At 65.5% G+C, this 18,272-nt stretch carries 19 protein-coding genes; 10 read left to right on the top strand and 9 right to left on the bottom strand.

The window, feature by feature from the left end; all coding sequences use genetic code 11:
• The first annotated feature begins 37 nt into the window (after positions 1-37).
• The gene (locus UNPA324_RS34610; RefSeq protein WP_164936519.1) at positions 38-865 is read left to right on the top strand and encodes a L,D-transpeptidase; all 828 of its coding nucleotides are present in this window, start codon (positions 38-40) and stop codon (positions 863-865) included.
• Positions 866-1,514: 649 nt separating this feature from the next.
• Here UNPA324_RS34610 and UNPA324_RS34605 read toward each other — a convergent pair.
• The 6 genes from UNPA324_RS34605 to UNPA324_RS34580 all read right to left on the bottom strand — a co-directional run bounded on the left by UNPA324_RS34605 (position 1,515) and on the right by UNPA324_RS34580 (position 7,517).
• Positions 1,515-2,330 (bottom strand): DUF2076 domain-containing protein, encoded by an 816-nt coding sequence (locus tag UNPA324_RS34605; RefSeq protein ID WP_141938545.1) that lies wholly within the window; start codon positions 2,328-2,330, stop codon positions 1,515-1,517.
• A 125-nt stretch (positions 2,331-2,455) separates the two neighbouring features.
• On the bottom strand, positions 2,456-3,301 hold the full coding sequence (locus tag UNPA324_RS34600; RefSeq protein WP_141938542.1) for a ChbG/HpnK family deacetylase: 846 nt from the start codon (positions 3,299-3,301) through the stop codon (positions 2,456-2,458).
• Entirely contained in the window at positions 3,298-4,344 is a 1,047-nt protein-coding gene (locus UNPA324_RS34595) for a glycosyltransferase family 2 protein (RefSeq protein WP_128921607.1), read from the bottom strand. The genes UNPA324_RS34600 and UNPA324_RS34595 overlap by 4 nt, the downstream gene beginning before the upstream one ends.
• Before the next feature lie 87 nt (positions 4,345-4,431).
• A complete protein-coding gene (gene hisG / locus UNPA324_RS34590) occupies positions 4,432-5,409 on the bottom strand; it encodes an ATP phosphoribosyltransferase (RefSeq protein ID WP_141938539.1) in 978 nt (325 codons plus the stop codon).
• A 3-nt stretch (positions 5,410-5,412) separates the two neighbouring features.
• Positions 5,413-6,564, bottom strand: coding sequence for an ATP phosphoribosyltransferase regulatory subunit (locus UNPA324_RS34585; RefSeq protein ID WP_128921605.1), 1,152 nt, complete (start codon positions 6,562-6,564; stop codon positions 5,413-5,415).
• 197 nt (positions 6,565-6,761) lie between these two features.
• On the bottom strand, positions 6,762-7,517 hold the full coding sequence (locus UNPA324_RS34580; protein WP_128921604.1) for a 16S rRNA (uracil(1498)-N(3))-methyltransferase: 756 nt from the start codon (positions 7,515-7,517) through the stop codon (positions 6,762-6,764).
• A 211-nt stretch (positions 7,518-7,728) separates the two neighbouring features.
• Between UNPA324_RS34580 and UNPA324_RS34575 the strand changes: the two genes are divergently transcribed.
• Both UNPA324_RS34575 and ubiA read left to right on the top strand, forming a co-directional pair.
• Positions 7,729-8,391 (top strand): hypothetical protein, encoded by a 663-nt coding sequence (locus UNPA324_RS34575; RefSeq protein WP_128921603.1) that lies wholly within the window; start codon positions 7,729-7,731, stop codon positions 8,389-8,391.
• Positions 8,388-9,320, top strand: coding sequence for a 4-hydroxybenzoate octaprenyltransferase (gene ubiA, locus UNPA324_RS34570; protein WP_141938524.1), 933 nt, complete (start codon positions 8,388-8,390; stop codon positions 9,318-9,320). The genes UNPA324_RS34575 and ubiA overlap by 4 nt, the downstream gene beginning before the upstream one ends.
• Before the next feature lie 129 nt (positions 9,321-9,449).
• Here the strand turns inward: ubiA and UNPA324_RS34565 are convergent, their stop codons facing one another.
• Positions 9,450-9,968: a DUF6101 family protein gene (locus tag UNPA324_RS34565; RefSeq protein WP_128921601.1), complete on the bottom strand. Its 519-nt coding sequence runs from the start codon at positions 9,966-9,968 to the stop codon at positions 9,450-9,452.
• Between the two features lie 264 nt (positions 9,969-10,232).
• Between UNPA324_RS34565 and UNPA324_RS34560 the strand changes: the two genes are divergently transcribed.
• From UNPA324_RS34560 to UNPA324_RS34530, 7 genes are all read left to right on the top strand, one after another.
• Positions 10,233-11,621 (top strand): TldD/PmbA family protein, encoded by a 1,389-nt coding sequence (locus tag UNPA324_RS34560; RefSeq protein ID WP_181769624.1) that lies wholly within the window; start codon positions 10,233-10,235, stop codon positions 11,619-11,621.
• Positions 11,608-12,417 carry a 3'(2'),5'-bisphosphate nucleotidase CysQ gene (locus UNPA324_RS34555; protein ID WP_141938518.1) on the top strand — a complete coding sequence of 270 codons (810 nt, stop codon included), beginning with the start codon at positions 11,608-11,610 and terminating at the stop codon, positions 12,415-12,417. Before UNPA324_RS34560 ends, UNPA324_RS34555 begins: the two co-directional genes overlap by 14 nt.
• A gap of 62 nt (positions 12,418-12,479) precedes the next feature.
• Entirely contained in the window at positions 12,480-12,722 is a 243-nt protein-coding gene (locus UNPA324_RS34550; protein ID WP_141938513.1) for a DUF4170 domain-containing protein, read from the top strand.
• A complete protein-coding gene (locus UNPA324_RS34545; protein ID WP_128921597.1) occupies positions 12,719-13,432 on the top strand; it encodes a lysophospholipid acyltransferase family protein in 714 nt (237 codons plus the stop codon). The genes UNPA324_RS34550 and UNPA324_RS34545 overlap by 4 nt, the downstream gene beginning before the upstream one ends.
• Positions 13,395-14,741, top strand: coding sequence for a 3-deoxy-D-manno-octulosonic acid transferase (locus tag UNPA324_RS34540; protein WP_141938508.1), 1,347 nt, complete (start codon positions 13,395-13,397; stop codon positions 14,739-14,741). The genes UNPA324_RS34545 and UNPA324_RS34540 overlap by 38 nt, the downstream gene beginning before the upstream one ends.
• Positions 14,734-15,750: a tetraacyldisaccharide 4'-kinase gene (lpxK, locus tag UNPA324_RS34535; protein WP_128921595.1), complete on the top strand. Its 1,017-nt coding sequence runs from the start codon at positions 14,734-14,736 to the stop codon at positions 15,748-15,750. The genes UNPA324_RS34540 and lpxK overlap by 8 nt, the downstream gene beginning before the upstream one ends.
• 325 nt (positions 15,751-16,075) lie before the next feature.
• A complete protein-coding gene (locus UNPA324_RS34530) occupies positions 16,076-16,411 on the top strand; it encodes a GYD domain-containing protein (protein WP_128921594.1) in 336 nt (111 codons plus the stop codon).
• A 982-nt stretch (positions 16,412-17,393) separates the two neighbouring features.
• Here UNPA324_RS34530 and UNPA324_RS34520 read toward each other — a convergent pair.
• Positions 17,394-17,771, bottom strand: a complete 378-nt coding sequence (locus tag UNPA324_RS34520) for a TadE/TadG family type IV pilus assembly protein (protein ID WP_245471761.1) — start codon at positions 17,769-17,771, stop codon at positions 17,394-17,396.
• Complete coding sequence (locus UNPA324_RS34515) at positions 17,768-18,232, bottom strand: TadE/TadG family type IV pilus assembly protein (RefSeq protein WP_283810301.1); 465 nt, start codon at positions 18,230-18,232, stop codon at positions 17,768-17,770. The genes UNPA324_RS34520 and UNPA324_RS34515 overlap by 4 nt, the downstream gene beginning before the upstream one ends.
• Positions 18,233-18,272 lie beyond the last annotated feature (40 nt).

Here is an 18,272-nt window from a genome sequence, read left to right as displayed (position 1 = left end):
CGCGTGTGATCTAGACGAAACAGTACAGAGTACGTCGATGTTCAAGAAAATGTCCGTTGCGCTGCTTGGCAGCGCTTGCACCTTCATCGTCGGCGCGAACGACGCCAGCGCCTTCGACAACACCGTGCCGAACGATCCGCCCGCGGTGCTCTATGCGCCGCAGGCGCCGCCGGCCCCGGTGCGCGTCGCCTCCAATTCGAACATGGGCGGCGGCTTCATCGAGTTCCTGTTCGGCGACGGTCCCGGCCGCGGCCCGGCTTACGCGCCCGAGCAGCCGGTGTATCAGCAGCAGCCGGCTTATTACGATCAGCGCCGCTTGCCGCCGATGGGCGAGCCGCAGATGCAAGGTGGATATCAACAAGGCGGATATCAGCAGGGCGCGCTCCAGCAGGAGGCGGTCGATCCGCGGCAGCGCGCGTTCGACCCGAAATTCGAGAAACAACTCGTTGACTATAGCGGCAAGGAAAGTCCCGGCACGATCGTGGTCGATACGCCGAACAAGTTCCTCTATCTCGTCGAGGGCAACGGCCGGGCGATGCGCTACGGCATCGGCGTCGGGCGCCCCGGCTTCACCTGGTCCGGCGTGAAGTCGATCACGGCCAAGCGCGAATGGCCGGACTGGACGCCGCCGGCGGAAATGATCGCACGTCGCCCCGATCTGCCCCGGCACATGGAAGGCGGTCCCGAAAACCCGCTCGGCGCCCGCGCGATGTATCTGGGCTCGACGCTCTATCGCATCCACGGCTCCAACGAGCCCTGGACCATCGGCACCAATGTTTCCTCGGGGTGCATCCGCATGCGCAACGAGGACGTCATCGATCTCTATGGCCGCGTCAATGTCGGCACCAAGGTCGTGGTGATGTGAAGCGTCATGCGCTCGATGCAGCGATTAAATCCGATTGCCGCGCCGACCCGAAATGCGCGGCATCCAGGCGGGCGCTGCCGCCGCCGAACGTCTGCCTGAAGGGTCTATGATTGCTGACGGTGCCGCAACCCGAGACGAGTGACGGCCGAGCGGCGACGACGAGTTGACGAGGCCGGATGCGGTGCGCGAGCCGAGCGGTTCAAGCGCCGCACCGACAGCTCCGCCTTCCTGATGCGCTCGTGCAGTCCCTCCAACTCGTACAATTCGGTGATGAGATGTGTTGTGACGTCGCTCAGGCTTGCAATGCGCTGCTGAAGTGGACTCATTCTCGAAACCCCCGACTTTAGCCAAGAGAGGCAGCCACGACGTGTGGCAAGCAACGTGTTCTTCCAGTTGAACACCCATGTCCAAATTTGGAAATCCGGGAGTCTACGTGCTGCACGTGTCGGAGAGCGATTTTGTTGTGTATGGTGAAGTCAGGCGCGTCTCGTGACGTTCTGCTCAGTGCTCTCCGACAAGCGCCGCATGCACTAGTCATATTATATCGAATGGCCTCCTTGCAGGTGATGGCCGAGCGGACGCTTGAGCTCTGCCTCGAAAGAAATCGGCCGCCCGGAGGCGGCCGTTCCACGTCTGTCGCTCGAATTGCCTAGGCGTAATCGCTGCCGCCATCGTCGCCGCCGCCGAAGTCGCTGTCGTCGGCCATGTCGACGTTGTCGTCGTGATCGTCGTCGTAGTCCTGATCGTTGTTGTCCCGATCGTTCGACGCCTGGTCGGAGAAGCCCTGGCGGGAATCGCGGTTCGCGCCGATGTCGTCAAGGCCGGCATCGCGCGCAAGCGAGCCGCCGGACTGGTCGCTGCCGCCCCAAGGGCTTCCACCAGCGCCGCGGTCGCCGAGGGCATTGGCGTCGCCGAAGGCCTGCTGGTGTGATCCGCCCATCATGCCGCGGATGCTGGACAGCAGCAGCGAACCGCCGACGACGCCGGCCGCGGCCGCCGCGGCCGTGCCAAGAAACGAGCCGCCGCCACCGCCGACCGGCGGAGCGCCATAGCCCTGGCCTTGACCGTAAGCCTGTCCGTAGGGCGGCGCGCCGTAACCCGGCTGGCCCTGCTGCATCGCTCCGCCGCTGTTCCAGACGGGCCGCTGCTCGCGCGGCGGCACGTTCGGAACCGAGCTGCGCGACGGGCCGCCGCCGAACAGCGTGTCGCGCATGGTGTCGAGGAAGCCGCCGGACTGTGCGGGCTCGGGCGCACGGGCCGCTTCCAGCTCCTGGATGCGGGCATTCGCGCGCTTCAGCGCCTCGTCCTGCACCAGCGTCGTCTGGACCAGCGCATAGACCGCGCCGGGCGCCTTGCGCAGCCCGTCGGAGATGGCGGCGATCGCGTCGGGATCGCGCGGTGCATTTTCCAGTTTCGAAAGCCGGTCAAAAAGGTCGTCGACGAGCTGGCGTTCCTGCGGCGTCATGATCTGTCTCCTGAGCGCAAAACCAAGCGCGCAGGAGATGTAGGGTTCCATTGTGGCCCCAACAGTGCCGGCCGGATTAAATTTCGGTATGCGACAACCTGCCTCGCGGCTTGTTTTTCGCGGCTTCACCCCAGCGTGGCGCGGCTGTCCGCGAGCAGGTGCGCGAAGGCTTCGCCCGAGAGATAGGCGTGCTCGCGTTCGCGGACATCCGTCATGGGGTCGAGGCCGGCGAGGACATCGTCGACGAAGCCGGGATGGCACATCACGAGGCCGCCATCCGGCAAGCCTTCCAGGAATTGCCGCATCAGCTCGCCAAAATCGACCGCCCGCGTGAAGTCATAGGCGCCGGCAAAGCCGGGATTGAAGCTGAGGCCGGCGCGGCCGGCGCGGCGGCGGAATTGCGCGCTAAGAATGTCGAGCACCATGGCCTTGGGGGAAGCCAGCCGCTGCGCCAGCGGCAGGTCGCGACCGCCCTGGCGCACCCAGGCGTTCGGCGCGGCATCAACGACCGCATCGACGAAGCCGTCGCGCACCTGCGGATAGAGTTGCACATGCTGATGGCCGTCGACGAAGTCGGGCGCGCGGCCGAACGCCTCCGCGAAGGCGGCCAGCTGCGCCTTCACCTCGTTGCGGAAGAATTCGCGGTCGAGCCGACGCAGCATTCCGGCGCGCAGCAGCTTGGGAAACGGCATGAACATGTCGCCGTCCAGCGGGCGGAAGTGCATGGTCAGGGGGCGGAACGGCGCCGACAGCGTCACGTGCAATCCGATCGCGCAGCGCGGGCTCGCCGTCGCGGACGCCTGGAGCGCCTCGATCTCACTGCGTTCGATTGCCGGACCCACCATCATCACCGAGGTGGCGTTGAGGCGGCCACGCTCGATCAGGTCGCGGATGGCGCGGTTGACGCCCGGGCTGATACCGTAATCGTCGGCGCAGAGCCAGATCCGCCGCAGGTCCGCGGCCGCGCTCATTCAGCCGCCGTCCTCTTCGCGGCGTCGTCAGCCTTGTCAGTCTCGAAGTGCTTTTCACTGTGCTCGGCGACGAAGTAGATCGGGCGCGCCTTCAGCTCGGAGAGGATCTTGCCGATATATTCGCCGACGATGCCGATCATGATGAGCTGCACGCCGCCGATCGTCATCAGGCCGATCACGAGCGAAGGATAGCCGGGTACCTGCTTGCCGGTCGTGAACACCTCCCAGAGGATCGAAAGGCCGAACAGGAAGGCGCCTCCGGCGAGAATGACGCCGAGCAGACTGGCGAAGCGCAAGGGCGCCACCGAAAACGAGGTCAGGCCCTCGATCGACAGGCCAAGCAGGCTTGCGGCGTTGAAGGTGGTGACGCCATGGGCGCGCGCCGAGGGCTCGTAATCGACACGGATCTGGCGGAATCCGATCCAGCTGGCGAGGCCTTTGAAGAAGCGGTTGCGCTCGGGCAATTGCCTGAGCGCGGCGACAGCGCGCGGGGAGAGCAGGCGGAAGTCGCCGGCGTCCTCGGGAATCTTCTGGCGTGCGCCCCAATTGATCAGCGCATAGAAGCCGTGCACGGCGACGCGGCGCAGGAAGGTCTCGTTGTCGCGATGCGCCTTGGCGGTGTAGACGACGTCATAACCGTCTTCGATCCAGTGCCGCACCAGCTGTTCGATCAGGGCCGGCGGATGCTGGCCGTCACCGTCCATGAACATGACGGCGCCGAGCCGGGCATGGTCGAGGCCGGCCATCAGCGCCGCCTCCTTGCCGAAATTGCGCGACAGCGACACCACCTGGACGTCGATCGCGTCGGCCGGCAGGCTACGTGCGATCGCCAGCGTCGCATCTTTGCTGCCGTCGTCGACATAAACGATCTCGCAAGACAGCCGATAGCGCTCCCGCAAGGTCCTTGCGAGATCGCAGATGCGCTGATGCAGGGCGGCGAGGCCCGCCGCCTCGTTGTAGACGGGGACGACTATCGACAGTCCCTTCGCGGCGGCGCTGGCCGCATTGGTCGTCATGCCTGATACGTCAGAGCCCAGCGTCATCGATCAAGGTTCCAGAGGCGTTCAAAGTCATCTCAACAGCATATGGTAGCTGCGGTTTGCTGTCGCTACGCTGAACGGACCTGAGACTCACCGCCGCAGGAACGCCTCGAGCTTCGCGAACAGCGGGTTCTTCCGGTCGAACACGTAGTCGAGCGAGACCACCGAGACGGTCTCGGCGCCATGCTCGCGCAGGAAGCTCGCCAGCGCATAGAGCTGCCCCGGTGGGCAGTGCAACGTCAGCATGCCTGACGAGGTCGGTCCGCCGAACGGGGCCTCGACGCCGAACCGGCTATGGGCTTCGCCGAGCAGGGCGGCATCGCATTGCCGGAAGCGGGTGCGGACCTCGCGGTATTTGTTGGCCCGCGCCCTTGCCGCGATGTGATCGAGGATGATGCGCGCTGTCTCCCGCGCCTGCGGCGACCAATCGGCCTCTTTCGAGGCGACCAGATTGGCCTGGCTGCGCAGGATCACGCCGTCGTCGAGCACCCGCAAGCCGTTGGCGGCGAGCGTCGCGCCTGTCGTGGTGATGTCGACGATCAGCTCGGCGCTGCCGGCCGCAGGTGCGCCTTCGGTCGCGCCTGCGCTTTCGACGATGCGGTAATCGGTGATGCCGTGGGTCTGGAAGAACGCCCGGGTGAGATTGACGAACTTGGTCGCGACCCGCATCCGCATGTGGTGCTGCTCGCGGAAGCCGGTGGTGACGTCGTCGAGGTCGGCCATGGTGCGGACGTCGATCCAGGCCTGCGGCACCGCGACGACGACGTCGGCAAAGCCGAAGCCGAGCCCGTCGATCAGCGACACGCGGTTGTCGGCATCGGCAATGTTCTCGCGCACCAGGTCTTCCCCGGTGACGCCGAGATGCGCGAAGCCGCGGGACAATTGCGATGCGATCTCGCTCGCCGAGAGATAGGCGACCTCGACATTGTCCAGCCCTGCGATGGTGCCGCGATAGTCGCGGGCGCCGCCGGCCTTCGACAGCTTGAGGCCGGCACGGGCGAAGAAGGCCTCGGTGTTTTCCTGCAGGCGGCCCTTGGAAGGAACGGCCAGAACGAACGGCGCGCTCATGACTTAAGCTCCCACCTTGCGGCCGATCCGGTTCAGCGCATCCACCCAGACCGAGAAGCCGACTGCGGGAATAGGTTCAGCCGATCCGAGCTGGGTCATCAGCCCGTCATAGCGGCCGCCGGCGACCAGCGGCTCGGCGCCGTTGCCCCGGTGATGCAGCTCGAATTCGAAGCCGGTGTAATAGTCGAGGCCGCGTCCGAACGCGGTCGAAAAGCGCGTCTGCTTCACGTCGATGCCGCGCGCGGCCATGAAGCCGACCCGGCTTTCGAACTGGTCGATGGCCGCAGCAAGGTCGAGCTTGGCATCAATGGTGAGCGCGCGCAGCGCGGCGATGGCATCGTCGGGATTGCCTGCTATCGACAGGAAGCGCTTGAGCACGGTGATCGCCTCGCGCGGCAGCGCGCCGCCCTTCAGCGTCGATTGCTCGAGGAAGCGGTCGGCGATCTCGGCCGTGGTGCGGCCGCCGACATTGGTGGTGCCGGCGATCGACATCAGGTCGGTGACGAAGGCGAGCGCCGCCTTGCGGTCGGAGCCGGCAAGGGCTGCGAGCACGCCCTGATATTCGCTGCGCGTCGCGGTGGTTGCCGCCGCCAGCCGCTCCAGATCCTGCTCCAGGCTGATCTTGCGGTTGAAATCCTTGACCAGGCGGCGGCGCCAGACCGGATAGAGATCGAGCGCATCGAGCAGCGCGTTGAACAGCGCCACGTCGCCGGTGCGGATCTCGACGTCGCGGACGCCGAAGGCGGCCGTCGCCTCCAGCGCCAGCGCCAGCATCTCGGCGTCAGCCGCGGCGCGGTCCTGGCGGCCGAACGATTCGATGCCGGCCTGTAGGAATTCGCTGGCCTGGCCGCTGCGGTAACGAAACACCGGGCCAAGATAGCTGAACCCGGCCGGCTGGCCGGCGCGGCTGGAGGCGAGGTAGTCGCGGGCGACCGGAATGGTCAGGTCCGGGCGCAGGCAGAGCTCCTCGCCCGTGAGGTCCGTGGTCAGATAGAGGCTCTTGCGGATGTCCTCGCCGGAGAGGTCGAGGAACGGCTCGGCCGGTTGCAGGATCGCCGGCTCGGCCCTGACATAGCCGGCCTGCGCGAACGACAACAGCAGCGTATCCGCCCAGGCGGCGGAGCCGGCAGCATTTGAGGTGGCAGTCGCGGTCATGACAGAGGTCCATCGTCCCGGTGGAACCGGGCAGGGCAAGGGGAAGGCAGGAGTTGCGCAGCCCTTAGCATGGCCCGAAAGCGGTTTCGACCTCCAAAGGATCAATCGCTTAACGGTCGCCCAACTCATCGTCATGGCCGGGCTTGTCCCGGCCATGACGGCCTCCTGCGTTCGCAAATACGATCGCTCAGCGAACGCTAGGCGTTCTTGCCTCCCCAATCGCCCAGCACCGCCTGCACCAGCGCCAGCGCCGCCACGGCGGCCGTGTCGGCCCGCATGATCCGGGGGCCCAAGGCCAGCCGGAGGATCTTGGGCTGCCGCAGCAGCAGGGCCCGCTCTTCCTCGGCAAAGCCGCCTTCGGGGCCGATCAGGACGTCGATACCCTGGCCGGCCGCGCGCGCGGCTTGCAGGCTCTGGACCGGGTTTTCGACGTCCGCGGCCTCATCGCAGAAGATCAGCAGGCGGTCGGTCGGGCGCTGGCTGAGGAAGCGCTCCAAGGCGACCGGCTCGGCGACATTGGCGATGCTCAAAATGCCGCATTGCTCGGCGGCCTCGACGACATTGGCCCGCATCCGCTCGGTGTTGACCCGCGAGGCCTGGGTGAACCGGGTCAGGACCGGATGCAGCGCGGCGGCGCCCATCTCGATGGCCTTCTGGACCATGTAGTCGAGCCGGGCATGCTTCAGCGGGGCGAAGACGTAAGCGAGGTCGGCTAGCCGGTCCTGGGGCCGGGTCTGCTGGAGGATGAGAAGGCCGTCCGGTCGCTTGCGGCCTTCAATGGCGGCCTGCCACTCGCCGTCGCGGCCGTTGAACGCCAAAACCTCGGCCCCGGCGGCAAGCCGCAGCACGTTGCCGAGATAATTGCTCTGGTCGCGGTCGAGCGCGACCCTGGCGTCCTGGGCAAGGGGGGCGTCGACGAACAGGCGGGGGGCGCGAAAATCGTGGGAGGGCATCGTTCAAAAGTCCAATTCGGCGCCGTTATTAACCGAAAGCGGCCATTTTGGGGGTAAATATTGCCAGACCGCTGCGTCGGCGCGCCGCGCTCTTGCCCTATTCGGCGGGTTGTTAAGCGCCGGCGGGAATCGTAAAATCGCGAGCACGCTGGTTGCGCTTCTATTGGGAAGACGCTGGGCCCCGTAAGCTCCTGCCGGAGAGACTTTCTTGATGATCCGTCATTTGATGGTTCCGATCGCTGCCGCCATGGTCACCATGGGTGCCGCGGGGGCTTATGCGCAAAGCGCGTTCCCCGCGCCCCTGCCCAATCAGGCTCCCGCCAGTTCGGCGTTTCCTCCAGTGAACGGTTCGGCGCCGACCGCCTCGGTTGGTGCGGCTCCGCAATCGTCATTTCCCGTGAACGGCGCCGCGCCGATCGGTGGTCCCGGTGCTTTCGGCGCGGCTCCGCCGACGCAAGCCGGCCCCGGCGAGGACTGCATGAAGGCGTTCATGCCGTTGCGCGAAGAGGCCGAGAAGCGCGGCAAGCTGATCAAGGCCGCGAGCGACCGTCACGCGCCGCCGGACGAGGCCTGCAAGCTGATCCGCAATTTCAGCCAGGCCGAGACCAAGATGATCAAGTACATCGAGGGCAACGCCGCCAAATGCGGAATCCCGCCGCAGGTCGGTGCTCAGATGAAGGATGGTCACAAGAACACCGAGGCCATGGCGATCAAGGTCTGCAACGTCGCGACGCAGATGCAGCAGCAGCAGGCACGCCCCGCAGGCCCGTCGCTGAGCGAGGTGCTGGGGTCGGGCTCGGCGCCTGAGGCCAATGCCGGCAAGAAGGGCGGCAGCACCTTCGACACGCTCAACGGCAACGTCCTCACCCGATGAGCGACACATCCGCCCGCGTTGCCGATTCCACCGGCAACTGGGTCGATACGCTCGCGCCGCCATGGGCGCGGCCTTACCTCCGATTGTCCCGCTTCGATCGTCCGATCGGCTCCTGGCTGCTCTTGATGCCATGCTGGTGGTCGGCGGCGCTCGCGAGCGGCATGGCGCATGACGTCCGCGGACTGCCGCTCACCATCGTGCTGTTCTTCATCGGCGCCTTCGTCATGCGCGGAGCGGGCTGCACCTGGAACGACATCACCGATCGCGACCTCGATGACAAGGTCGAGCGCACCCGCTCGCGGCCGCTGCCGTCGGGGCAGGTGAGCACGAAGCAGGCGCTGGCCTTCATGGTCGTGCAGGCGCTGATCGGCCTTCTGGTGCTGCTGCAGTTCAACCGCTTCGCGATCGCGACCGGCATCGCATCGCTCCTGATCGTCGCGATCTATCCCTTCATGAAGCGGATCACCTGGTGGCCGCAGATCGTGCTCGGGCTTGCCTTCTCCTGGGGCGCGTTGATGGGATTTGCCGTCACCTTCGGCCGCATCGACCTCACCGCGCTGGTGCTCTATGCCGGCGCGATTTCCTGGGTGATCGGCTATGACACGATCTACGCGCATCAGGACGCCGAGGACGACGCGCTGATCGGTATCAAGTCCACCGCACGCCTGTTCGGCGCCCATACGCACCAGGCGCTGATCCTGTTCTACGGGTTGTCGGTGATGCTGATCGGCGTCGCGCTGGCCTCAGGTGAGGCGCGCTGGCCGGCCTGGCTCGGGCTCGCCGCCTTCGCCGCGCATCTGGCGTGGCAGATCGTGCGTTTGCGGATCGAGGATCCCGAGCTGTGTCTGCGCCTGTTCAAGTCGAACAAGCATGCGGGCTTGCTGCTGTTCGCGGGATTGCTCGCGGACGCGGCGATGCGGTCGGCGTGACGCGACTGCGTAGGGTGGATTAGCGAAGCGTAATCCACCAACTTCTATCCGAGTGGAAAGCAAAGAGGTGGGTTACGCCGAGCGATTGCGCTCCGCGCTATCGCAGGGCTAACCCACCCTACGGCACCGTCAATTCCGCGCGATGATCTCGCGTTCTTCGCGATGAACCGGCAGCTCGCGCGCCACACCCGGGCGCCTGCGCATCAAGAATTTCGGGCGGCGGGCGCGTATCGCATTGGCGCGGCGGCGGCGGGCTGCAGGCTTGCACGCGCCTTCATCGAGTTGCGGCAGCGCGAACAGCTCGCTCCAGATCGCCCAGGCCTCATTGAGCTCGTCGCCATCGGCCCCGACCAGCAGCGGCACGGAGAGCGAGGGATCGCGATGCACGAGGACGAGGGCTTGTGCCTCGTCGTTGCCGCGCAGCGCGACGCCGATGAAGTCGCTGACGCGGACGTTGATCGCCATCTGCATGCCGCGGACGGCACGGCGCAGCACGACACGTTCGCGATGAAGCTCGATCTGCCTGACATATCCGTCGGCGCGCGGGTCATGCGCATCGAAGCGGACCGGAAGGGAAAGAGGGTCGAGCCGCAGAGAGCGGCTCGACCCGGCGGGGTTGACCCCGCATGTTGCTGTTTGACGCCTCACGGCTTTCGTTCTCCCCGCCGGGATTATGTTCCCGGTCGATGCGAGGACCTTAGCGCGCGCTCTTCCGAAACCGCTTAAAAAGGCTGGTTAACCCACCGTCACTGCTCCTCATGATTGACAAGACCTTGGCGCGCATGATTGACGAGACGTTGCGCCGATGGTGCGAATCTGAGCTTTTGGCGGGCTGAAAATGCTTGAAGTCCGCGCGATCAGGGCACATCTGTGGGTTCCGGCCCCGCACCCCGCCCCAACAGGATTTCGTTCGTGAACTCTTCACCATCCGCAAGCTCGACCACAGCCCATCGCGACCTGTTCGATCAGTCCGCGCTCTCCGATCTCGCGCAGCGGCTGGTCGAGGCGGCCAAGCGCGCGGGCGCGGACGCAGCCGACGCGGTCGCGGTGCGCGGCGTCTCGCAAGGCGTCGAGGTGCGCGACGGGCGCGTCGAGGAATCCGAGCGCTCGGAGGGCGACGATGTCGGCCTGCGCGTGCTGGTCGGCCAGCGCCAGGCGGTGGTCTCGACCAACGACGTCAGCGGCGATGCCGTGACCAAGCTTGCCGAACGCGCGGTCGCGATGGCGCGCGTCGCGCCCGACGACAAATATGTCGGCCTCGCCGATCCCGCGCTGCTCGCGCGCGACTTCCCCGATCTCGATCTGCTCGATCCCGACGTGCCCGCCACCAGCGAGCTCGAGCGTCGCGCGCTCGCGGCCGAAGCTGCCGCGCTCGGCGTGAAGGGCGTGACCAAATCCGGCGGCGCTTCGGCCTCCGCCGGGATCGGCGGCATGGTGCTCGTCACCTCGACCGGCTTCCACGGCTCTTATCTCCGCTCCAGCCAGGGGATCTCGGCCACCGCCATCTCGGGCGAGGGCACCGGCATGGAGCGCGACTACGATTTCACCTCGGCACCGCACGCCGCCGATCTGTTGTCGCCTGAGGTCGTCGGCCGCTCCGCCGGCGAGCGCACCGTGGCGCGCTCCAATCCGCGCAAGGTCGAGACCTGCAAGGTGCCGGTGGTGTTCGATCCGCGCGTTGCCGGCTCGCTGGTCGGACATGTCGTCGGCGCCATCAACGGCGCCTCGATCGCGCGCAAGACCAGCTTCCTGAAGGACAAGCTCGGCCAGCAGCTGTTTGCGAAGAACATCCGCATCATCGACGATCCCCTGCGCAAGCGCGGCCTGCGCTCGCAGACCTTCGACGCCGAGGGCGTCGCGGTGAAGAAAACCGCGCTGATCGACGAGGGCGTGCTGACGACTTGGCTGCTCGATTGCGCCACCGCGCGCGAGCTCGGCCTCGCCACCACCGGCCACGCCCATCGCGGCGTCTCCTCCTCGCCCTCGCCGGGGCCCTACAATCTGCATCTCGAACCCGGCACACCGAGCCCCGCCGAGCTGATCTCCGACATCAAGCAAGGCTTCTACGTCACCGATCTGATCGGCTCCGGCGTCAACGGCGTTACCGGCGATTACAGCCGCGGCGCCTCCGGCTTCTGGATCGAGAACGGCGAGATCACCTATCCCGTCAGCGAGGTGACGATCGCCGGCCATCTGTTCGAGATCTTCAAGTCAATGCAGCCCGCGAACAATCTCGAGTTCCGCTACGGCATCAATGCGCCGACGGTGCGCATCGAGGGTTTGACCCTTGGCGGACGTTGACGCGAACGACACGATCCTGACGCGCGACGCCGCGCTGCTGCAGGACACGGTGCGAGAAGCGGGCGCGCTGGCGCAGTCGATGTTCCGCACTGAGCTGAAGAAGTGGACCAAGGGCGCCTCCTCGCCGGTCTCGGAAGCCGATATCGCCGTCAACGATCTGCTCGAAACGCGCTTGCGCAGCGCGACGCCGGATTATGGCTGGCTCTCGGAGGAGAGCGCCGATGACGCAGCCCGGCTGTCGCGGCGGCTGACCTGGATCGTCGATCCCATCGACGGCACTCGCAACTACCTCAGCGGCCATGACGATTGGTGCGTCAGCGTCGCGCTGGTCGAGGATGCCTCGCCCGTGCTGGCCGCGGTGTTCGCGCCGACCAGCGGCGAGTTCTTCTTCGCCGCGCGCGGCCGAGGCACGACGCTCAACGCCGTCCCGGTGCGGGCGACCTCCGGAGCCGAACTGGACTTTGCCCGCGTCGCCGGCCCCAAACCCCTGGTCGAGCGCCTGAAGCCGTCACTCGGCGACATCAAGCTGCATCCGCGAATCGGCTCGCTGGCGCTGCGCCTGTGCCGGGTCGCCCATGGCGCGCTGGATGCGGCTTTTGCGGGGGGCAACAGCCATGATTGGGACCTTGCGGCGGCCGATTTGATCGTGCAGGAAGCCGATGGTAGGATGAGCGACCTCTCCGGAGAACCCATCCTCTATAACCGCCGGGAAGTGGCGCACGGAGTGCTGGTGGCAGCGGGGCGCGATCGTCATGCGGGCATTGTCGCGCATTTTCGAAACCGCCCCTTGGCCTGAAGCGCTCGTCGTCGTGCCTGTCGAACATTGCTTTGCCGGGCAGCCCGTTAGGAACAGAACTGATGCCAGATAGTGCCCCGCAACAACTGCTTCACCTCGTGATCGGCGGCGAGCTCGTCGATCTCGAGCAGAACATCTTCAAGAATCTCGACGACGTCGAGATCGTCGGCCTCTATCCGAATTATGCGACCGCCCACGCCGCCTGGCGGGCCAAGGCGCAGAGCACGGTCGACAATGCGCAGATGCGCTATTTCATCGTCCATCTCCATCGGCTGCTCGACCCGAATCAAGAACCGGCGCGTTGAAAAGACTGCTTCGCAATACGCTGCGAAGCAGCTGGTTTCAGCGTGCCGTCGGGGTTCTGGCGGCCGAATATCTGCGTCTGGTCTGGCGGACCAACAAATTCACGTTCGATCCGCCCGACGTCTATGAACGCGTCGAGCCGCAGATCCCCGCGATCTTCGCGTTCTGGCACGGCCAGCATTTCCTCACCCCCTTCATCAAGAACAAGGAATCCTACCGGGCCAAGGTCCTGATCTCCCGTCACCGCGACGGCGAGTTCAACGCCATCGCGGTGGACCGGCTCGGCATCGGCCTGATCCGCGGTTCCGGCGACCATGGCAGCGCCTTCCACCGCAAGGGCGGGGTCGGCGCCTTCAAGGAAATGGTGCGGACGCTCCAGGACGGTTGTAATGTCGCGCTGACCGCCGATGTCCCCAAGCGCGCGCGCGTGGCCGGGCTCGGCATCATCATGCTGGCACGGGAATCCGGGCGGCCGATCATGCCTTTCGCGATGGCGACCAGCCGCTTCATCCGGCTGAAGAATTGGGACCGCACCACCATCAATCTGCCATTCGGGCGGGGCGCCTTGGTCGGCATCAGGGAAATCCACGTTCCCGCGGATGCCGACGCCGCCACGATGGAAGCGTTGCGGCTGGAGCTGGAAGAGACGTTGAACGAGGCGACCCGCCGCGCCTATGCGCAACTCGGCCGCCCGGGGCCGCAAGATGCCTAAATCGCTGCCCATTGCGCTGCCGATGACGCTGCGGATGTATCGGCGCCTGGCCTCCGGCCTGGTGCCGCTTGCGCCTGCGCTGATCAAGCGGCGGCTCAGGCAGGGCAAGGAAGACCCCGCGCGCGTCGGCGAGCGGCGCGGCCTGTCGCGGGACGTGCGGCCGCATGGTCCCCTGGTCTGGATCCACGGTGCCAGTGTCGGCGAGGTCCTGGCCGCGGGGGCGCTGATCGAACGTTTGCGCGATCTCAATCTGCGCATCCTGCTCACCTCGGGCACCGTCACCTCGGCCGCGGTGGTCGCCAAGCGATTTCCGCCCGACGTCATCCATCAATACGTGCCGTATGATTCGCCGCGTTACGTCGCGCGTTTCCTGGACCATTGGAAGCCGTCGCTGGCGCTGTTCATCGAATCCGATTTGTGGCCGAACCTGATCCTCGCCGGCGCGGCACGCCGGGTGCCGATGGTGCTGATCAACGGGCGGATGTCGCCACGCTCCTTTCCGCGCTGGCAGCGCATGCACGGCACCATCTCGGCGCTGCTGTCGCGCTTCGATATCTGTCTGGCGCAGTCGAAGACCGACGCCGAGCGCTTCTCTGCGCTCGGCGGCCGCGACGTCGTCACGACAGGGAATCTCAAGCTCGACGTGCCGGCGCCGCCCGCCGATCCCGGCAAGCTCGAGCGGCTGATGGCGATGACGCGCGGGAGGCCGATCATCGTCGCGGCCTCGACCCATCCGGGCGAGGACGAGATGCTGGTCGCGGCGCATCGCAGCCTGGTCGGCTTCTTCCCGCAGCTCCTCACAATGATCGTGCCGCGCCATCCCGATCGCGGCTCTTCGATCGCAGGCCTTGTCACGGCCTCGGGCCTGACGCCGGCGTTGCGCTCGCGCGAGGAGCTGCCGACCGCAACGACCGACATCTATATCGCCGACACCATGGGCGAGCTCGGCCTGTTCTATCGCCTCTCGCCAATCGTGTTCATGGGCGGATCGCTGATCCGCCATGGCGGGCAAAATCCGATCGAGGCGATCAAGTTAGGGGCCGCCATCGTTCATGGTCCGCACGTGTTCAACTTCGCCGATGTCTTCGCGGCGCTCGATGCGAGCGGCGCGGCGCGGCAGGCCGACACGCAGGAATCGCTGGTCAAGCAGCTCGGCCAGTTGCTGGCCGATCCCGCCCTGCGCGAGAAGATGCAGCGCGCAGGCACCGGCGTGGTCGAGCAGCTCGGCGGCGCGCTGGATCGCACCATGACGGCGCTCGAGCCCTATCTGCTGCAATTGCGGATCGAGATGGGGGCTGCCAATGCGTGAGCCGGCCTTCTGGTACCGGCCACGCTCTCTTCCGTCGTATGCGTTATGGCCGCTCGGAGCGCTCTACGGCGCGATTGCCGAACGGCGCATGCTGCGCCAGGGCGCGGACGCCGGCCTTCCCGTGATCTGCGTCGGCAATTACCATGTCGGAGGCGCCGGCAAGACCCCGACCGTGCTGGCGCTGACCAAGCTGCTGCGCGAGCTTGGCGAGACGCCGGTGGTGCTCAGCCGCGGCTATGGCGGGCGTCTGAAAGGCCCAGTCATGGTCGGCCGCGAACGCCACACCGCTGCCGATGTCGGCGACGAACCCTTGATGATGGCGCGCGACGTCCCGGTCGCGGTCGCGCGCGATCGCCTCGACGGGGTCGCGCTGGCGAAGTCGCAGGGCGCGACCGTGATCGTGATGGACGACGGTTTTCAGAATCCGCGCCTACTCAAGGACGCCTCGTTGATCGTGATCGACAGCGAGCGCGGCCTCGGCAACGGCAAGGTGTTTCCCGCCGGCCCCTTGCGCGCGCCGCTGCAGGCCCAGCTTGCGCGCACCGACGCGCTGGTCTTGATCGGCGACGGCCGCGCCGCCAACGATGTCGCCGCCGAGCTCGCCAAGCGCAACAAGCCCGAGCTGCGCGCACGGTTGATGCCGGATGCGGCCTCGCTCGCGCGGCTGCTCGGCCAGAAGGTCTTCGCCTTCGCCGGCATCGGCGATCCCGAACGCTTCTTCCGCACCCTTCGAGCCTGCGGCATCGAGGTCGCGCGCACGCGCGCCTTCGCCGATCATCACATGTTCTCGGGCGACGAGATCTCGGCCCTTACGGCGGAGGCCCAGCGCGAGCAGCTCACGCTGGTGACGACGGAAAAGGACCTCGCACGCCTGCGCGGCAGAGAGGATGTGCCTGACGACATCGTGCCGTTTGCCGTCCAGCTCGAGTTCGACGACCCGGACGCGCTGCGGCGGCTCATCAGCGATCATCTCTACAAGGCGCGCGAGCGACGATTCAGCAGGCGATGATCTCGCAGAGAGGCAAGGCTATTCCGCGAAGATTGCGCCTCGCTCCCCTGCGCGAAGGCAACGTGTGATGGAGAATTAATTAGCGCGATGCGATGTGTGAACCGAGCTGTCATGTCGCGGCTGACAAAGTCTCTTCCGCAAATTCGGGAGTTGATGTAGCCTTCCATGAGAGCCGTCACCGGGACGTGCCGAACTTCCGGAAATCATCGGCGGCGTTTATGCCCACGGCGGGCAGTGTATCTTCATCATTTCAGATGCGACGGCCGTAACGACAGCTCGGAACGGCAGGAAGAGGTATTGCTAAGAGTTCAGAGGAGAACATGCCATGCATTTTTGCCTCACCGGACAATACACGCCACACGCGCTCAACGCCATCCTGGAAAATCCCACGACCAATCGCCAGGAAGCGGCCAGGAAACTTATCGAGGCGGCCGGCGGAAAGCTGATTTCGATGTACAGCGTTGCGACCGACGGCCCAGGCGTTCTGGTGATTTTCGATGTGCCTGATCCGGGTGCGGCTCCGGCCATTTCCGGACTGACCGTTACGGCAGGCACCCTGCAGAACGTGAAACTGACTCGGTTGTTCACGCAGGACGAGATCAAGCAGGTTCGCCAGAACGCGGCGAAGCTGCGTTCTTCGTATACGCCGCCCGGAGGCTGATATCCGGACCTAGAGCGAAGCCGCCGCAGGCGTTGCAGGCGGCGGCAACGCTCACATCCCAGAAACAATCACGTCTGCAAGCCGAAGCGAGGCGAAGGTCTGGCGTCCATCGACGGACGTTGCAGTCCGGCGCGTGCTGCGTCCGGTGCCAAGGGGCGGATTGAACGTGCTTGCCGGCGGCCTCGGTCCCCCACGGCGATCGTGCTTCAGCAGTCGGTTATGCTCACCACGCCCCGGCGGCCATCATTCCGATAATGGTCAGGCACGAGAGGCAGGCCACCATGACAGTATAGTATTCGGGTGTATTCATTGCAGGCTCCCAAACTGTCGCCAATTGCTTGGTCATTGCTACGCGGGAGAGGTTGCCCGCCGTCGGGCCGCTTCAGTACGGCGCGCGGTGATCGGGTCTGCGATGTATGTCCGTCTCGTCATCGTCACCCCGATCTGCAGGATGATGATCCACGTCCAGAGCTTGAGCGCGTTCAGTTGCGATCAGAAGCTGTTTCCGCATTTCAGCAAGACGGCGCGGCAATATTCACGATAGAGCAACTCTAATATGGCGGGCATGATCACCCCCATCGTTTGACTTGATATTCCGACGCGAATTTTCGCGGTGAACGTAGCCCTCAAATTGACTCTTCGATATGAGCCCGTTCACAGACTGCGCCAATTCCAAAGCTCAATGGCCGTTTGGTTGACTTGATTGTCTGTGCGATAAAAGGAGCAGGGCCAGTTACCTAACATGCAACTATAGCAGCCCTCTGTTTCACCGAGACTTCGTCGAACAACTTAAGGGCGCCGAATCGCAACAAAGAATCCAACCACAGCGCGAAATGACTAACCACTGAGTGCACGCGCTGTTCGATGCAACGCGGAGCGGCGTGGCGGAGATCATCGGTAGTGAGGCTGGCAAATCAGGCGCGCGAGCCGCGATTCGGCGCGCGATGATAGCAGGGGCGGCAAAGCTGCCCGTTGTACGGTCTCAGCTCGGGAAGCATGCCCGGCCGGTCAGTGTCATCGGGGACAGGTTGAGGATCTGCGGAAACTCAAACGAATAATTCGCGCTGACCTGGTTGCCACACGTCGCCGTGGAATAGGTGAACGTCCCCGCGGGGAGCGTGAGGCCGAAGGCCTGCTGGGCAGCGTAGCTCGTGATGGTGTTGCTGCTCGAGCAGAGCGTGGTGTTGACGGTGGCGCAGCGCGCCGCCATTTCGCTGCCATGCTGGATTCCCAGCTGAGTCCAGAACAGCAGTCCGCATTCGATGATGCCAAATATGAAAAGGAAGAACACGGGAGCGGTCAGCGCAAATTCCAGCGCCGACGTACCCCGAGTGTCGCGCCATAGTGCCGTGAGTTTCACTGCAACCTCGCAGTGGATTGCGCGGTGTAAGTGTAGGTGGCCGCCACGACCTGGTAATCGATGATCGTATAATACGTCGCCCGCGCCGAGACCGTCGTATATGTTCCGGCCTGCGCACCGCCGGTGCAGACCGTTCCGCAGGTGGCGGCGCTGACTCCCGCACTCGTTGGACAACCGCAAAATTGGACCGGCGGAGGTGAAGCGGTGATGTTCGTCGCATTGGTGGCACTTGCGACGGCGTTCGAAATGCCGCTGGCGTCGAAGCCGCGCGCAATCGCGTATTGGGCTCCCGCTTGTGCGGCATTCTCGACCTGCATCTTGCGATAGAGCGCAAGCCCGATGTCCGTAACCGAAACGACCATCAGAGACAGCAGCGGGACCAGGATGCCGAATTCGGCAGCCGCGACGCCCCGTTGATCGCTGCCGGCAGCGCGCGCGTGCCTCGCGAGAGAACCAAGCAATCGACGGCGATACTTTGATGAGAGGTTCTGGATTTGCATC

It is taken from the genome of Bradyrhizobium sp. UNPA324, assembly GCF_006658635.1.
Lineage (GTDB): Bacteria > Pseudomonadota > Alphaproteobacteria > Rhizobiales > Xanthobacteraceae > Bradyrhizobium > Bradyrhizobium nanningense.
This window is presented reverse-complemented; position numbering and strand designations above follow the sequence as displayed.

Coding starts and splice junctions, on each gene's coding strand:
- lpxK (WP_128921595.1), top strand. CDS start 14,734: ATGCGTGAGCCGGCCTTCTGGTACCGGCCACGCTCTCTTCCGTCGTAT.
- hisG (WP_141938539.1), bottom strand. CDS start 5,409: ATGAGCGCGCCGTTCGTTCTGGCCGTTCCTTCCAAGGGCCGCCTGCAG.
- UNPA324_RS34580 (WP_128921604.1), bottom strand. CDS start 7,517: ATGCCCTCCCACGATTTTCGCGCCCCCCGCCTGTTCGTCGACGCCCCC.
- UNPA324_RS34610 (WP_164936519.1), top strand. CDS start 38: ATGTTCAAGAAAATGTCCGTTGCGCTGCTTGGCAGCGCTTGCACCTTC.
- UNPA324_RS34600 (WP_141938542.1), bottom strand. CDS start 3,301: ATGAGCGCGGCCGCGGACCTGCGGCGGATCTGGCTCTGCGCCGACGAT.
- UNPA324_RS34550 (WP_141938513.1), top strand. CDS start 12,480: ATGCCAGATAGTGCCCCGCAACAACTGCTTCACCTCGTGATCGGCGGC.
- UNPA324_RS34530 (WP_128921594.1), top strand. CDS start 16,076: ATGCATTTTTGCCTCACCGGACAATACACGCCACACGCGCTCAACGCC.
- UNPA324_RS34585 (WP_128921605.1), bottom strand. CDS start 6,564: ATGACCGCGACTGCCACCTCAAATGCTGCCGGCTCCGCCGCCTGGGCG.
- UNPA324_RS34605 (WP_141938545.1), bottom strand. CDS start 2,330: ATGACGCCGCAGGAACGCCAGCTCGTCGACGACCTTTTTGACCGGCTT.
- UNPA324_RS34540 (WP_141938508.1), top strand. CDS start 13,395: ATGCGCAACTCGGCCGCCCGGGGCCGCAAGATGCCTAAATCGCTGCCC.
- UNPA324_RS34595 (WP_128921607.1), bottom strand. CDS start 4,344: ATGACGCTGGGCTCTGACGTATCAGGCATGACGACCAATGCGGCCAGC.
- UNPA324_RS34575 (WP_128921603.1), top strand. CDS start 7,729: ATGATCCGTCATTTGATGGTTCCGATCGCTGCCGCCATGGTCACCATG.
- ubiA (WP_141938524.1), top strand. CDS start 8,388: ATGAGCGACACATCCGCCCGCGTTGCCGATTCCACCGGCAACTGGGTC.